Origin of the sequence: Psychroserpens sp. (assembly GCF_045105015.1) — a bacterium.
Classification (GTDB): domain Bacteria; phylum Bacteroidota; class Bacteroidia; order Flavobacteriales; family Flavobacteriaceae; genus Psychroserpens.
The window spans coordinates 1-13,938 of the sequence record NZ_JBGCCX010000001.1; the positions used below are offsets into that span (position 1 = coordinate 1).

Annotated in this window: 19 protein-coding genes and 1 pseudogene; 7 read left to right on the forward strand and 13 right to left on the reverse strand. The window is 29.1% G+C overall.

The window, feature by feature from the left end; all coding sequences use genetic code 11:
- Positions 1-940 precede the first annotated feature (940 nt).
- Entirely contained in the window at positions 941-1,561 is a 621-nt protein-coding gene (locus AB8B90_RS00005) for a YqaA family protein (RefSeq protein WP_405332252.1), read from the forward strand.
- Positions 1,562-1,633: 72 nt separating this feature from the next.
- Here AB8B90_RS00005 and AB8B90_RS00010 read toward each other — a convergent pair whose 3' ends face one another.
- From AB8B90_RS00010 to AB8B90_RS00025, 4 genes are all read right to left on the reverse strand, one after another.
- Positions 1,634-1,825, reverse strand: a complete 192-nt coding sequence (locus AB8B90_RS00010; RefSeq protein ID WP_405332255.1) for a cold-shock protein — start codon at positions 1,823-1,825, stop codon at positions 1,634-1,636.
- A 78-nt stretch (positions 1,826-1,903) separates the two neighbouring features.
- Positions 1,904-2,581, reverse strand: a complete 678-nt coding sequence (locus AB8B90_RS00015) for a hypothetical protein (RefSeq protein ID WP_405332257.1) — start codon at positions 2,579-2,581, stop codon at positions 1,904-1,906.
- 44 nt (positions 2,582-2,625) lie between these two features.
- A complete protein-coding gene (locus tag AB8B90_RS00020; protein WP_405332260.1) occupies positions 2,626-3,297 on the reverse strand; it encodes a DUF6090 family protein in 672 nt (223 codons plus the stop codon).
- 52 nt (positions 3,298-3,349) lie between these two features.
- A complete protein-coding gene (locus AB8B90_RS00025) occupies positions 3,350-4,075 on the reverse strand; it encodes a DUF6090 family protein (protein ID WP_405332262.1) in 726 nt (241 codons plus the stop codon).
- Between the two features lie 152 nt (positions 4,076-4,227).
- Between AB8B90_RS00025 and AB8B90_RS00030 the strand changes: the two genes are divergently transcribed.
- The 3 genes from AB8B90_RS00030 to AB8B90_RS00040 all read left to right on the forward strand — a co-directional run bounded on the left by AB8B90_RS00030 (position 4,228) and on the right by AB8B90_RS00040 (position 6,742).
- A complete protein-coding gene (locus AB8B90_RS00030; protein WP_405332264.1) occupies positions 4,228-5,055 on the forward strand; it encodes a flagellar motor protein MotB in 828 nt (275 codons plus the stop codon).
- 151 nt (positions 5,056-5,206) lie between these two features.
- Positions 5,207-5,497: a DUF3817 domain-containing protein gene (locus AB8B90_RS00035; RefSeq protein WP_405332267.1), complete on the forward strand. Its 291-nt coding sequence runs from the start codon at positions 5,207-5,209 to the stop codon at positions 5,495-5,497.
- The gene (locus AB8B90_RS00040; RefSeq protein WP_405332270.1) at positions 5,498-6,742 is read left to right on the forward strand and encodes a mechanosensitive ion channel family protein; all 1,245 of its coding nucleotides are present in this window, start codon (positions 5,498-5,500) and stop codon (positions 6,740-6,742) included. It abuts the gene before it with no gap.
- A 6-nt stretch (positions 6,743-6,748) separates the two neighbouring features.
- Here the strand turns inward: AB8B90_RS00040 and AB8B90_RS00045 are convergent, their stop codons facing one another.
- Positions 6,749-7,138 (reverse strand): acyl-CoA thioesterase, encoded by a 390-nt coding sequence (locus tag AB8B90_RS00045; protein ID WP_405332273.1) that lies wholly within the window; start codon positions 7,136-7,138, stop codon positions 6,749-6,751.
- 174 nt (positions 7,139-7,312) lie between these two features.
- Between AB8B90_RS00045 and AB8B90_RS00050 the strand changes: the two genes are divergently transcribed.
- A complete protein-coding gene (locus AB8B90_RS00050; RefSeq protein WP_405332275.1) occupies positions 7,313-7,726 on the forward strand; it encodes a glyoxalase in 414 nt (137 codons plus the stop codon).
- Here AB8B90_RS00050 and AB8B90_RS00055 read toward each other — a convergent pair.
- The 6 genes from AB8B90_RS00055 to corA all read right to left on the reverse strand — a co-directional run bounded on the left by AB8B90_RS00055 (position 7,723) and on the right by corA (position 11,656).
- Positions 7,723-8,403: a DUF2461 domain-containing protein gene (locus AB8B90_RS00055; RefSeq protein WP_405332278.1), complete on the reverse strand. Its 681-nt coding sequence runs from the start codon at positions 8,401-8,403 to the stop codon at positions 7,723-7,725. The two genes, AB8B90_RS00050 and AB8B90_RS00055, sit on opposite strands and share 4 nt — an antisense overlap.
- Before the next feature lie 86 nt (positions 8,404-8,489).
- The gene (locus tag AB8B90_RS00060; protein ID WP_405332281.1) at positions 8,490-8,672 is read right to left on the reverse strand and encodes a hypothetical protein; all 183 of its coding nucleotides are present in this window, start codon (positions 8,670-8,672) and stop codon (positions 8,490-8,492) included.
- 42 nt (positions 8,673-8,714) lie between these two features.
- Complete coding sequence (locus AB8B90_RS00065) at positions 8,715-8,876, reverse strand: DUF1328 domain-containing protein (protein ID WP_405332284.1); 162 nt, start codon at positions 8,874-8,876, stop codon at positions 8,715-8,717.
- A 61-nt stretch (positions 8,877-8,937) separates the two neighbouring features.
- Positions 8,938-9,840, reverse strand: coding sequence for a mechanosensitive ion channel family protein (locus AB8B90_RS00070; RefSeq protein WP_405332287.1), 903 nt, complete (start codon positions 9,838-9,840; stop codon positions 8,938-8,940).
- Between the two features lie 125 nt (positions 9,841-9,965).
- A complete protein-coding gene (locus AB8B90_RS00075; RefSeq protein ID WP_405332289.1) occupies positions 9,966-10,466 on the reverse strand; it encodes a Dps family protein in 501 nt (166 codons plus the stop codon).
- A gap of 119 nt (positions 10,467-10,585) precedes the next feature.
- Positions 10,586-11,656 carry a magnesium/cobalt transporter CorA gene (corA, locus tag AB8B90_RS00080; protein WP_405332292.1) on the reverse strand — a complete coding sequence of 357 codons (1,071 nt, stop codon included), beginning with the start codon at positions 11,654-11,656 and terminating at the stop codon, positions 10,586-10,588.
- Positions 11,657-11,856: 200 nt separating this feature from the next.
- Between corA and AB8B90_RS00085 the strand changes: the two genes are divergently transcribed.
- Positions 11,857-12,081 (forward strand): hypothetical protein, encoded by a 225-nt coding sequence (locus AB8B90_RS00085; protein ID WP_405332295.1) that lies wholly within the window; start codon positions 11,857-11,859, stop codon positions 12,079-12,081.
- 128 nt (positions 12,082-12,209) lie between these two features.
- Positions 12,210-12,632: a hypothetical protein gene (locus AB8B90_RS00090; protein WP_405332297.1), complete on the forward strand. Its 423-nt coding sequence runs from the start codon at positions 12,210-12,212 to the stop codon at positions 12,630-12,632.
- A gap of 76 nt (positions 12,633-12,708) precedes the next feature.
- On the opposite strand, the gene AB8B90_RS00095 is transcribed toward AB8B90_RS00090, so the two are convergent.
- Together AB8B90_RS00095 and AB8B90_RS00100 are read right to left on the reverse strand one after the other, a co-directional pair.
- Complete coding sequence (locus tag AB8B90_RS00095) at positions 12,709-13,575, reverse strand: N-acetylglucosamine kinase (protein ID WP_405332300.1); 867 nt, start codon at positions 13,573-13,575, stop codon at positions 12,709-12,711.
- Positions 13,576-13,652: 77 nt separating this feature from the next.
- Positions 13,653-13,938 (reverse strand): annotated as a pseudogene (locus AB8B90_RS00100) (type I glyceraldehyde-3-phosphate dehydrogenase); the annotation flags it as partial.

Here is a 13,938-nt window from a genome sequence, read left to right on the forward strand (position 1 = left end):
CTAAAATATAGTGTAACGAAACGTAATTGTTTCCAAAATTATATGCAGTCATGATTTTTTTGTTTCTTTTTTTATCAAGAAAAAAAGATTTAATAAAACTTAAGTAGTTCAAAATATTCTAGTTAGTTCTATTTTACATAATAAAGAGATTACTCAAAAAAAACTTAAATAGAAGCAATAATAGAATAAGGGCTTAGAATTTTATTCTTTTAAAATTTAAGCTCTTATGGCAAATTCTCTTAGAATCACTTAGAAAAAAATATTACGCACAATTGTTCAAATAAGCCAAAATTTCAATAACATCTCAAAACTAGCTTTTTAAATGCGGTGGCAAGCGTTGGAAAATTGTGTTATAAATAAATTGCAAGAAGCAATTTGATTTGTAAAAACAATCATGCGGTTGGCAGCGGATATTTTACATAACGTCAAATTATAGTACAAACGTGCCTAAGTATTCTAGCAAGCCAAATTTTAAATAAAAACAACTCTGCGAAGCAAACCGATTAAATAGTTTTAATGACCCTAAATTCTCGGTAGTCTTTAATAGACGAATTATTCTAGGGTATTTTACATAGTATAGAATTATAGCTATCAAATGAACCATTGATGTAAACAGCTATACAAATGCATTTGTACTATAATTTATATTATGTAAAATAGAATTATTCAATGTTCTCACACCATTCCACATAGTTTGTGTATTCTCTATAATTCATCCACTGGATAAATTATTTCGAATAGTATGTAGTATTAGTCTTCTGAAAAATTTAAACTTTGAATACACAATTATCTCAAATATTAAAAACAAGATCATCATGCTCAATTATTATAAATTAGAAAAAATTGTGCATTTCATCGAAAAAAAACACATTTTAATCGATTATTAAAATCATATATTATATTTACTATCCCAAATTTACCAACTAAACTTAACCTACAAATGAAACCTACACGTACTCGCTCTACTTCGGAAAAATCCCGATTACAACTTTTGCATCAATATTATAGTTATACTGGATTTTACGATTTTATATGGTCTGCAATTAAAACGGCTCTTCCTTATATTGTTGCTTTTATTGCTGCAATTTTTATTACGAATCAATTTGTAGATATCAATGCATCTTTAGTAGCACTCACTGAAATTCTTCCTGTGTTTGGTGTATTGAGTTTTTTCTACTTATCAGAAACAATTCTTGGACTCATTCCTCCTGAAATATTTATTGCTTGGGCTGGAAAAATGGCTTCGCCTTGGTATTTCTTAACGATATTGGCTGGTTTGTCTTATTTTGGTGGATTAACATCGTATTGCTTAGGACTAATTTTTACTAAAATACCATCTGTGCATCGCTATTTAGAAGTGAAAATGAAAAAGCAACTAAAAAACTCAAAAAAATGGGGTGGATTTTTAATCATTATTGGTGCATTATTACCTGTTCCCTTTGCTATTTCATGCATGACTGCTGGGATCATTAAATTTCCATTTAAAAGTGTGATGATCTATGGATCCTTAAGAATCTTGCGCATCTTTATTTATGGATTTATAATCTTTAATGTGCTCTAAAAAATTATTCAAATACAATAAAAAAGCCCATCACATTGTGATGGGCTTTTAGAATTTCGGTTAAGCGTATGTTTAAATAACTTTTACGTTTATAGCGTTTAATCCTTTTTTTCCTTCTGTTAATTCAAATTCAACTTCATCGCCTTCACGAATCTCATCGATTAATCCAGAAATGTGTACAAAGTGATCTTTGTCTGAACCTTCTTCAGTTATAAAACCAAAACCTTTGGCATCGTTGAAGAATTTTACTGTTCCTTTACTCATTGTAATATAATGTATTGTTTAATAATTATTTAATAGTATTCAAAGATGATGCCATAAACGTTTTGAAACCTGTATTAATCATTTCGTTGATAATGCATCTTCAAGCTCATCTTTATATTCTACTAGAATCTCTTCGAATTCATTTACAATTGATCCGTAACCACTAGCAATTAAAAAACGTGATGATGCAATCCTAGATTTATGTCCTTCATCATACAATAAATACTTAATACAATCATTACGACACACAAAATCAGTAATCAAATCTGTATACCAAGGTTGTGTCTTCTCTAACTCAGCTAAATTGGCTGTTTTTTTATCAAAAATTAACTTTTCAATATTTTCAAAGTACTTCATATACTGTCGATAAGTACTATTTAAATTGATAAGTTCTTGAGACGTTTCACTGTCATCTAATTCAGCATTTTCTATTAAATTATTTAATTCTTGATCAATTCGCAAGGTGTTCATTTCAAATAAAATTGTACTCACTACTCCATTTTCATTCACTTTACTTTTATCGTATTTACGATCTAACACCTTTAGATAGGTTTGATTTAATGTGTCTATGTCTTTTTGAAAATTTTGAACAGTAATAATATCTTTCTTTAATCGTACCAATACTTTTTTTTGTAAATCAATATTATCGTTTTTAAGCTGTTTATTTTGATTCCAATTGCTAATGCCTAATGCGATTAAAATCCCAATAATAACCAATACAATTTCACCTATGGCATACAATAGATACTTCTTCATGTGTTTACTTGGTATTAAATTAAAACGCTGTTTATTGAATAATTTCATGATTTTCTTAAGTCTAAAAAGTGAATCATTTTATTTATATCACTCTGATAACTATCGATTAGATATAAATAATTATCAAAGAACAATGCTTCATAGTACGTTAAACGATTAATATAATCACTGCTTTGAAAGTATTCTAGACATTGATCATTACAAGTTGAACCAATATAATATTCAGAATACCAGTCGAAGTTATCTCTTAAATATTTCATGTTATCTACGACTTCATTCAAAATGATTTCATTTTGAAAATCAAAGAAATTACGATCATATTTTTCATAAAAATTGAGTAATGAATCTACTGCCTTATTTGTTGTTTTTACTTCTTTATTGAATCTTGTAAGAAGCTCATACCCTTTTGAATTAAAACTAGCAACTTGACCTTGAGTCATAATATATCTGCAATCGACACAATCTTCAATTGAGTCTTTGAATTTAGAATTATATAAGACATTCGTTAATAATTTGTAGTTGTCTTTTGTACTTTTAAGAATATCTTTAGCTTCAACTAAATCGTTTTGTAAGTCTACTTCAATCAACGTTATAATTCTTTCTAGTTCTTTTTCATCAGCAATCTTAGTATTCCTGTCATTAATAGCTAATGCAATCAAAATACCAATAACAACAAGAATAATTTCACCTATGGCATACAATATGTACTTCTTCATGTGTTTACTTGGTATTAAATTAAAACGCTGTTTATTGAATAGTTTCATGGTCTTACTTCTTTTTTAAGCGTTCATCGAGTTTACTTATCGTTTGTTTATGAAAGTTCAAAAGGTTTTTTAATTGAGGTTCTAGATTGCCATAAATTAATCCAGAATGAACAGCTAATCGTGCTTTATATTTCTTGCTTAAGTAATATGACATCAATTCAGGGTCATTAAGTTTGCCTTGAAGTAAATCTGCTACCCAAGGTTCATTCTCTTTTAGATACAACATGTTATTATCGATATCGCTACTAATTTTATCTATGGAAGTATTTACAAAGTTTTCTAAAATACGATGACTCGCTAGTAGATCTGTAATTACTGAATCTTGTTCAATTTCTGTGTCGTTGATATAATTTTCTAGTAGCCCTATCCCCTTTTGTTGTAGATTGAAAGGAAAATACGATAATGTAATTCCATAACCTTGAGGATTTGTTGCATAACTGCTTTGCGAAACAGTATCACTCAAGAACATTTGAAAATATTGTTTTCTATCACCTACATATTTTAAAGCCTGACCGATAATTAACGTATCGATTTCTAAATCTTGTTTATAAACTTTGAGATAGGTTTTTAGTTTATTTTCAGAAGCTTTTTTTTCTTTGAAATTATTAATATTTATGGCAATCAATATTCCTATGACTACAAGTGTGATTTCTCCTATTCCATATAGTAAGTATTTTGAAATGCTCTTTTTGTTTATCAATGATTTTCGATTATTATTAAATATACTCATAGCCTTTGTAGGTTGTATTGTAGATGTATAAATATAGTTGAACTATTCAGAAATAAAAAACGGCTTGTTAATAAAAAGTAAGCCTTTAAAAAATCCATATCTGGTTTACTTCCGTAGATAACTATATAAACTAAAACTCAAATTAAAACATTATGAAACGAATTTCTGTAATTGTATTATCAGCTTTATTTTTAACAGCCTGTGTATCAAAGAAAAAATATGTCGCTCTTGAAACTGAAAACGGACAAATCAAAAGTGAGCTTACTAAAACAAAGGTTGAAAAAGAAGAACTTGAAGGTAAATTTGCTGCTATTGAAGCACGTGTAAATGATTATAATGCAAAAATTAATTCATTAACTGAAGACAATAATGCTAAACTAGTTAATGTTGATGGTGCAGTCATTTCTGAAAATCAGAAAGTAGCTTTAAGAGAATCACTAAAAAAAGTACCTCCTGCTTATATGGCAACAGCAAAAACATTAAAAGATTCTATGAATTTAGCGATGCAATTCAACTTAAAATCATCTTTGGATAATATTGAAGAAGATGAAGATATCTCAATTAATATTGAAGAGACTGTCGTAATGATTTCAATTTCAGATAAAATGCTATTTGATTCTGGTAGTTATAAAATTAGTAAAAAGGCAAATGAAATTCTTCAAAAAATTGCGAATGTCGTAAACTCTGAAGAAAGTTTAGATATAATGGTTGAAGGTCATACAGATAATAAAACATTAAAGAGTACAGCTTCAGTAAAAGATAACTGGGATTTAAGTGTGTTACGAGCAACTTCAGTAGTTAAAAAATTACAGAAAGATCATGGTGTCGCTCCAGAAAAATTAATTGCTGCTGGTCGTAGTTACTATCAACCGCTTGTAGATAACGATACAAAAGAAAATAGATCAAAAAATAGAAGAACACGTATTGTTATTCTACCAAATATCGATAAGTTTTTTGCATTGATGAATTCTAACGAATAGTAAGCTTAACCACTTATAGTTTAATTAATCCAATAAAAAGCTACTGTGAATTCAGTAGCTTTTTTGATGCTTATACATGATCTAAAAAAGTAATCAAAAAACTAGATAAAATAAGTGATATAAGGTATTTTTGTATCTAAATATCAATTCTATGTTTTCATTATTTAATAGCTTTAAAATTGTTGCTTTATTAGAAGGAATTTCTTATATTTTATTACTTTTTATTGCGACACCAATTAAGTATTTAGCTGATGATCCACAGTATGTAAAACTACTTGGAATGCCTCATGGTTTATTGTTTATAGCTTATATTGTAATGGCAGTTTTATTAGCTCCAAAACTCAAATGGAACAGTAAAACATTACTCATTGTTCTTGCCGCTTCTGTGATTCCTTTCGGAACGTTTTATGTGGATAGAACCTACTTAAAAAAAGCTAACTAAATGGAACGCATTCGTCATTTCTTTTTCGATCATTTTATGTCCTTAGGTGTTTCTGAAGTTACTGCGAAGTATCTCAATATGATTTGCCTATTCATCATTATTGCAATTGTACTTTTCATTGCAGATCGATTAACAAGACGAATAATCATAAATTTTTCAAATCGTTTCTCTGAAAACACGAAAACCAATTTTGATGATTTATTAGTTAAACATCGCGCACCTAGACGGATTGCTCATTTGGTGCCTTTGGTGCTTAGTATTAAATTGTTTCCCATAGTATTTCATGACTTTCCACAGTTTGAGACATATATCGTCATGATAATTAAAGTCTATGGCATTGTATTAACCATTTGGATCATTAGAAGTGTTTTAAAAACGTTTGAGTCCTATTTTAAAACAATACCACAACTTAAAGATAAGCCTATTGATAGTTACATTCAAGTAGCAATGTTGTTTTTATGGATCATTGGTATTGCTTCTATCCTAGCAATTATTATTGACTTATCATTTCTTAAATTCTTTACCACACTCGGTGCAGCATCAGCTATTTTATTATTGATTTTTAAAGATACTATTTTAGGCTTTGTGGCTAGTATTCAAGTGGCAATTAATGATAGTGTCCGAATTGGAGACTGGATTACTATGGAGAAATATGGAGCTGATGGTGCTGTTATTGAAATTAACTTATCGACTGTTCAAGTCCAGAATTTTGATATGACTATCACCAATATTCCGACTTATGCGCTCATTTCTGATGCTTATAAAAACTGGAGAGGTATGCAATCTTCTGGTGGTAGACGTATTAAGCGTTCTATTATTCTGAAAGCTAAAAGTATTAGTTATTTAACGGAAGCTGATATTACAAAACTGAAAGGCATTCAGTTGATATCTGATTATTTAGAATCTCGTCAAAATGATATTTCTAATTTTAATTCTGAAAATGATATTGATAAATCAATTTTAATAAACGGAAGAAATCTAACCAACGTTGGTGTATTTAGAAAATACATGCAAACCTATATTGAAAATCACTCTGCAGTAAATAAAGACATGACAATAATGGTAAGGCAACTAGAATCCACACCTCATGGATTGCCTTTAGAGATTTACTGTTTTAGTAGCGATAAGCGTTGGGAAAATTACGAATACATTATGGCAGATCTTTTTGATCATGCTCTTGACGCTGTGTCTTATTTTAATTTAGAAGTTTTTGAATATCCTACTAATTTTGAAGGTCTAAATTAATTTAAATTAGTCTTCTAATCGATCTCGCACAAATTCGACTTCAGTTTTACCATGTGGTGCAGGTTTACCATCTTCGCCTAAGTTGACCATAATAATATTATCAACTGTTAATATGGTTTCTCTAGTCATTTTATTACGCGCTTCGCATTTTAAAGTTAATGACGATTTGCCAAATTTTATAACTTCAATGCCAATTTCTACAATGTCACCTTGTTTTGCTGAGGCCATGAAATTAATTTCTGAAACGTATTTCGTAACAATTTTAGAGTTCTCTAATTGAATAATCGTATACAAAGCAGCCTCTTCATCAATCCAAGCTAACAACTGGCCACCAAATAATGTTTGATTCGGATTTAAATCTTGTGGTTTAACCCATTTGCGTGTGTGAAATCTCATATAATTCTTTTTACCAAAGATATAAGTTTGTCTCTTTAAATAGAACAAATTGACATTGCATTAATCAATCTCAGAATTTAAAAATTGTATTTGTTAATAACACAGTTAACAATATATATATAGTATCAAGTTTCAGGCAATCATAATATCTATTTTTAGTTAAAATAAAAAGCCATGAATGATCGATCTACAAATTTAAAAGCGATACGTCCGATTATCGCTTCTGCACATGTGAATTCAAATATGTCTGAAGACGAATGTTTTCAAAACGCAACCTTGCGTCCGATTATTAAAATGCAAAATCATTTGCTTGTAGTTGTGTTTAGAAACTATATCGATAAACGTAAAAATGTCTTTTATGATTTATCCTTACCTAAACAAATGGCTTATATTGAAAATGCTATTAATAAAGATATGAAGTTTAGAAATTCAGTAAAAGGTATGATTATCGGACAGTTTACTGTGGAAGAATATCAATTGTATATCCAGAACTCTTCAGCTTTAAATAAGCGTATGATGAATATTGTAAAGGAGCGTTTGGTAAGTAATATTCAATTGTTTACTCAGCCTTTAGCGAAAGCTATTTAAATGATGGATTCTCCATTTAGATTTGTTGTGAGTACATCACTCATATAGTCAAAAAATGGTCGTATAGCCTTAAATGAAGTATCAACATTATCTATAAAATTTGCACTTGTTACTTCTGTATCTGAATACTTTTTAGTGAAAATAAATTGCTTTTTTCTAATGAGATCGATAGCAGGATGTTCTTTATCGAAATCACGTGGAGCCGTTTTTAATTCATTACCAACGAATTCTCCCCAAACTTTTTTGAAGGTTTTATCATTAATAATCTCTCTGATCTCTTGATCGTCTTGTTCAAATTCTCGTCTAATTCGTAATAAGTCTTCTTTATTTGGTTCCCAAAATCCAGTAGCAATAAACGATTCATTATTTGGTTGAACATGCAAATAATAACCACCTCTTAATTCAGGTTTTTTTCTACTAAATGAACCTCCAAAATGTGTTTTGTATGGCAGTTTGTTTTTTGAAAAACGTACATCACGATAAATGCGAAACATCTTAAATTTTTCAATTTGATCATGTGCATTTAGGTTATCGAATATTTGCTTATAAGCGCTTTTAGCAACAGCTTCATTGGCTTTGAATTCTGGTTTGTGTTCATTAAACCAATCACGATTATTATTTTTTTCTAATGTTTTGAAGAATTCTAGTATGTTTTTGTTGAATTTAGGAGTTGCCATAGTTAGTTTATTTTCAGTTTAAAATTACAAAAAAAGTCTCGACTTAAAATCGAGACCTTTAGTGTATTAAAATTTTATTTTATTATTTAGTTGTCATCTATAGCATCTTCAACTTCATCTTTGACATCATCTGCAGTGTCTTCAATAGCCTCACCAGTCTCTTCAACTACTTCCTCTATTTTTTCACCAGTAGATTTTTCTTCTCTACAACTTGTAGTGATTAAACTAAGACTAAATAATGCGATAAATATATATGTGAGTTTTTTCATTTTGATATGTTTTAGATTAATATAATGATTATAATGTTTCAATTACTTCTTAATAAGGCCTTTAACTAGTGAGAGTACAAATAGTATTATGAAAATATAGAAGCATATTTTAGCTATTCCAGCTGATGCTCCAGCTACTCCACCAAATCCTAGAATGGCAGCGATTATTGCAATTATGATAAATGTGATTGTCCAACGTAACATATTTTTAAAGTTTTAAGGTTTGTATTTTTAGTATCTGACGATCAGAACTTATGGTTCTATTTTAATTATTAGAAAAAGCCTCTTGCAATTCTGGTGCTTTTACATTGAGTTTATTATCAAATTGCAATGTTCTGATAGGGAAAGGAATGTTTATACCTTCTTTATCGTAAGCCTTTTTTATTTCAATTATAGCTTTTGTTTTTGATTTTAATTTTTCAAGCATACTTTCAGCATCTATCCAAAATCTGCAAAGGTAATTTATTGAACTACCTCCAAATTCAGTGTAATAAAACTCAACATCTTCTGGAGTTTTTACTTGATCAAAAGTATTAGCGATTGTTTGTTTTGTAAGTTGTTCAACAAATTCTAAATCGGATTCATAACCCACTCCACATTCAATAAACACTCTCATTTTGGTAGTTAGCGAGTAATTTTTTAATGGATTTTCCAAAATCATTTTATTTGGAATTACCACCATATTATTATCAGCTTCTTTTAATGTAAAGTCCTTTAAATTAATATCAATAATTTCACCTGAATATCCATTGGTTTCTACCCAATTACCAATTTGTATTTTCTTTCTAAACGAAATTACTATACCAGCAATAGTGTTTGATAATGTACCTTGTAGCGCTAAACCAATAACTAATCCAGCTACTCCTGCTCCAGTTAATAATGAAGTTAAGGTTTTACTTAAATCTAAAATTCCTAATGCAAGAAATAACCCTAGAAGCACTACTGAAACGGCACTTATTCTTGAAATAATACTGCTAATAGATTCTTGTTGAACCTTCTTTGAAACCAATTTATAGGTTATCTTATTAACATATTTTGCTATATAATAAGCACTTACAAGTACAATAATTGCTAGAACTAAATTGGGAATATTTTGTATGATAGCATCAAACCAACCTATAAGTTTATTTGTTAAGTTGCTGAATGCTGTATTTAATTGCTCTTTCATTTTCTTTTCTGTTTAAAAATAGTTTATGGTATAGTATGTCATCAAACCAATATCAAATGTTGGTTTGATACACGTTACTTTTTAGTCTACAAAGACTGTGATGATTAAATGTTTTTATTAATTTGTTATGAAATGGTATCGACTTTAAGTTTGTCTGATGTGTTTTTAGTCCATGCATTGAGCATCCAACTCGTTTTTTCCATTTCTCTAATGTAGGCACCAATTAAATCAATTGTACCTTCATCTGAAGCATTTTCAGCCTTATCAATGACTTCAGTCATTTGGCCTAGTAGTATTTTATGATCACTTAGAATTTCTAGTACCATGTCTCTATCTGTTTTTAAAGGAGACACTTCTTTAACTTTTGAAATTTCTAGATAATCACTTAGATTGCTCATTGGATGATGTCTTAACGTTAATATACGTTCAGCAACTTCATCAATTTTTGTTCGAGCATCTGTGTATAATTCTTCAAACTTGTTGTGTAAATCAAAAAAGTTTTCTCCTAAAATATTCCAATGAAAACTTCTTAGCTTTTGGTAGTATATGTGGTAGTTAGCTAAAAGTGTATTTAATTCTACAACAACTGGTATTAACTTTTCATCTTTCATGTTCAAATAACTCATTTTTATAAATTTTTTAGTGTTAATAATTAATTACACTATATAAACTACAGGTTATTTGAAATTTGACAAGAGGTTTAACGACCTTTAACGATGTTAAGTTTTATTTAACTTAAATTATGTTAAAGCCATTTTTTGTTTCTAAAATAAATTAACATAATGATAAAAAGTACAAACATAGCACCAAGCAGAATGAAGTAACCATTTTCCGATTGAAGCTCTGGCATATTGGTAAAATTCATACCATAGATTCCTGCAATAAACGTAAGCGGAATAAAAATTGTTGCAATAATGGTAAGTACTTTCATGACTTCATTCATTTTGTTACTAATGATAGTCATATACATATCCATTAAACCCCAAACCATTTCTCGATATAGGTCTATAGATTCGTTTACTTGAATAATATGATCGTATAAATCTCTAATATAACTTTGAGATTTTACATTAATGATTGTGTTATCTGATTTTTCTAGTCGATTGATAACTTCTCGCAATGGTAAAATAGAACGTCTAATTTTTAAAACTTCTTGTTTTAAGTCTTGGATTTGGTTAGGTGTTGTTGAATTATTTGTTTGCGTTTCAAAAATATTAGATTCTAAGTCCTCAATTTTATCACCAACTGCTTCAATGACTGTAAAATAATTATCAACAATAGCATCAAGTATAGCATACATTAGATAATCAGCTCCTTGAGATCGGATTCGCCCTTTAGCAACTTCTATCCTATTTCTAAGATTATCAAATACATCGCCATCAGCTTCTTGAAATGTGAGAACATAATCTGGACCAACAACCATACTCAAATGTTCATATTGTAATATATCCTTGTCATCAAAGTATAACATTTTGAATACCACAAAGAAATAGTTTTGAAATTCTTCAAACTTAGGTCTTTGACTCGTATTTACAATATCTTCTAAGGTTAAAGGATGTAGATTATAATGTGTTCCTAATTTTTCTATATCTTTTAAATTATTGAGTCCGTTAATATTAATCCAAGTTACTTGTTGATTACCTTCAAAATTAAAACCGTCTTCAACATCATTACAATCAATTTTTGTAAACGCTTGATTAGAATAATTAATAATATCAATAACTGTCTTTAGAGACTGCTTCTTCCCTTTATATTTCATTGTTCCAGGAGGAAGATTTGTCGCTTTATAAGCTCTTTTTTTAGTTTTAACTTTCATGATAAATTTAATAATAGGCTCTAGCTAAAAGTATAAAATCTTTTCGGTATAGTATTCATCAATAAATTAATAATTATTAGTTATCTAAATTGCTATTATGTTGTTCTTTACATATTTACTTTTGTTAAATTAAACGAAGGCTTGCATATCTATTTTATTTTCACTAATATGCAAATTGAATCCTTCATAAAATATAATCCATGGGAAGACCTCCAACAAAGCCTATAAAATTCAGAGATGGATTTTATATCGAAATAAGAAACAAAGGAAAAAATTCTGGTATTAAACTTCATAGAGATACTAAAGAACAAATGATGAGAACCATTAAGGAATACGAACAATCAAAAGACGTACTCATCCTTGGTGAATCTAAAAATGGAAAATGGGTAAATAAAACACCTGTTTTGCATGTTGTAGAAGATTAAACATCAGTTTTCTTAAAAGTTATTGCCTTTCTTGGCTTTGCGAAAATCGCAAAACAAGGAAGGTTTTTTTATATTTTATAGTTTATTTTCATAAATTGTTATCGATAACTAACTAAATTTTAAATATTATGACTGAATTATCAAACACAAAACCACCAGTATGGTTTTGGATTATTGCTGTAGTTGCACTTTTGTGGAATGGAATGGGAGTTTTAATGTACCTCACTCATGCTTTTATGACAGAAGACATGATTGCTGCACTTCCAGAGGAACAACAAGCAGAATTTTTAGTAGAACACCCAGCTTGGTATACTGCTGCATTTGCGCTAGCTGTTTTTTGTGGTGCTTTAGGATGTTTGGCTTTATTAATTAGAAAAAAATGGGCGTTTGTTCTATTTGTAATCTCATTTATTACAGCTACAATTCAACAATTATATATTATATTTACTGTTGAAGGTGCAAGTCCAGTAATGCCAATTATGGTTATTTTAGTCTGTGCTTTTTTAGTATGGTTTGCTAAAATGTCAACTGCAAAAGGATGGATTAAGTAGGATTATATTAAATAAACAAAAAAAGGGTATTAGTGTTAAACTAATACCCTTTTTTGTTATAGAAATGATTTATTTATCAATTTTTTAATTGATTAACGTGATATTTCACTAGACCTTCAATAGGACGTCTTTCAAAATTTCCAACAGTAAATCCTAGTTCATCTGCTACCTGACGGATTTCGTCTTCAGCAAAAAATGCTATAGAACCAGCAAAATGTACTGGTACGGTTTTTAATTCTTCCTTATATTGAAAAATCATGTTTTTTGTAAACACACGAATTCCTTTTTTTATAAGTTCAATAATATATTTGGATTCTTTATTTAAAAACATAAATTCAGCAAAACTTGCTAGATAGGCATTTGGATTCGGTTGCTTGTAAAGATTGTATTTGATAAAATCTGCTTCCAAATTATACTTATGTTCGAAAGCTATTTTAATATCTTCTGGCATGTAATTAAAATAATAGTCTTTGATCAATTCTTTACCATAATAGTTTCCAGAGGCATCATCCATTAAAGTATAACCTAACGATAGTACGCGTTGGTGTAATTTACTTCCATCAAAATAGCTACAATTAGAACCTGTACCCATAATACAAACTACAGAAGCTTCAGAGTTATGATTTATTGTTGCTCTCACTGCAGCCATTGTGTCTTCTTGAACATCAACTACAGCATTACTGAAAATAGACTCTAATATTTCTGAAAGCATTAATTTTGGTTTTGTAGTTCCGCATCCAGCACCATAAAAAAACACATGTGTGACCTGATTTTTAAATTGCATCAGCTCATCACTTTTCCTAATGATTTTGTCTAATTTTTTTTCTTTTAAAATTGCAGGATTAAGTCCTTTAGTACGTATTTTTTCATGGATTTGTTCTCCATTACTATCAATGACAATCCAATCGCATTTTGTAGAGCCGCTATCTGTTATTAAAATCATGACGGTAAGTTAAAAATAAATCCGTAGATAAATGAAACTATAAAGCAACATCAACTACGGATTTAAAATGAATATTATTAAAGAGAATTAACTTTTAAAGCTAAATCTACTAATTTAATTGAGTAACCAAATTCGTTATCATACCATGAAACAAGCTTAAAGAATTTTGAGTTTAATTCAATTGCTGAATCGGCATCAAAAACACTTGTTCTTTCTTCGCTCACAAAATCTTGAGATACAACAGCATCTTCAGTATAACCTAAAACACCTTTCATAGAACCATCAGCTGCTTTTTTCATTGCTGCTTTAATATCTTCTAGAGACGTTTCTTTTTTAGTTCTTACCGTTAAATCTACTACAGAT

What these genes read in the sequence shown, in the direction of transcription:
- AB8B90_RS00005 (WP_405332252.1), top strand. Translation starts at nt 941, where the DNA reads ATGAAACCTACACGTACTCGCTCTACTTCGGAAAAATCCCGATTACAA.
- AB8B90_RS00010 (WP_405332255.1), bottom strand. Translation starts at nt 1,825, where the DNA reads ATGAGTAAAGGAACAGTAAAATTCTTCAACGATGCCAAAGGTTTTGGT.
- AB8B90_RS00015 (WP_405332257.1), bottom strand. Translation starts at nt 2,581, where the DNA reads ATGAAGAAGTATCTATTGTATGCCATAGGTGAAATTGTATTGGTTATT.
- AB8B90_RS00020 (WP_405332260.1), bottom strand. Translation starts at nt 3,297, where the DNA reads ATGAAGAAGTACATATTGTATGCCATAGGTGAAATTATTCTTGTTGTT.
- AB8B90_RS00025 (WP_405332262.1), bottom strand. Translation starts at nt 4,075, where the DNA reads ATGAGTATATTTAATAATAATCGAAAATCATTGATAAACAAAAAGAGC.
- AB8B90_RS00030 (WP_405332264.1), top strand. Translation starts at nt 4,228, where the DNA reads ATGAAACGAATTTCTGTAATTGTATTATCAGCTTTATTTTTAACAGCC.
- AB8B90_RS00035 (WP_405332267.1), top strand. Translation starts at nt 5,207, where the DNA reads ATGTTTTCATTATTTAATAGCTTTAAAATTGTTGCTTTATTAGAAGGA.
- AB8B90_RS00040 (WP_405332270.1), top strand. Translation starts at nt 5,498, where the DNA reads ATGGAACGCATTCGTCATTTCTTTTTCGATCATTTTATGTCCTTAGGT.
- AB8B90_RS00045 (WP_405332273.1), bottom strand. Translation starts at nt 7,138, where the DNA reads ATGAGATTTCACACACGCAAATGGGTTAAACCACAAGATTTAAATCCG.
- AB8B90_RS00050 (WP_405332275.1), top strand. Translation starts at nt 7,313, where the DNA reads ATGAATGATCGATCTACAAATTTAAAAGCGATACGTCCGATTATCGCT.
- AB8B90_RS00055 (WP_405332278.1), bottom strand. Translation starts at nt 8,403, where the DNA reads ATGGCAACTCCTAAATTCAACAAAAACATACTAGAATTCTTCAAAACA.
- AB8B90_RS00060 (WP_405332281.1), bottom strand. Translation starts at nt 8,672, where the DNA reads ATGAAAAAACTCACATATATATTTATCGCATTATTTAGTCTTAGTTTA.
- AB8B90_RS00065 (WP_405332284.1), bottom strand. Translation starts at nt 8,876, where the DNA reads ATGTTACGTTGGACAATCACATTTATCATAATTGCAATAATCGCTGCC.
- AB8B90_RS00070 (WP_405332287.1), bottom strand. Translation starts at nt 9,840, where the DNA reads ATGAAAGAGCAATTAAATACAGCATTCAGCAACTTAACAAATAAACTT.
- AB8B90_RS00075 (WP_405332289.1), bottom strand. Translation starts at nt 10,466, where the DNA reads ATGAGTTATTTGAACATGAAAGATGAAAAGTTAATACCAGTTGTTGTA.
- corA (WP_405332292.1), bottom strand. Translation starts at nt 11,656, where the DNA reads ATGAAAGTTAAAACTAAAAAAAGAGCTTATAAAGCGACAAATCTTCCT.
- AB8B90_RS00085 (WP_405332295.1), top strand. Translation starts at nt 11,857, where the DNA reads ATGGGAAGACCTCCAACAAAGCCTATAAAATTCAGAGATGGATTTTAT.
- AB8B90_RS00090 (WP_405332297.1), top strand. Translation starts at nt 12,210, where the DNA reads ATGACTGAATTATCAAACACAAAACCACCAGTATGGTTTTGGATTATT.
- AB8B90_RS00095 (WP_405332300.1), bottom strand. Translation starts at nt 13,575, where the DNA reads ATGATTTTAATAACAGATAGCGGCTCTACAAAATGCGATTGGATTGTC.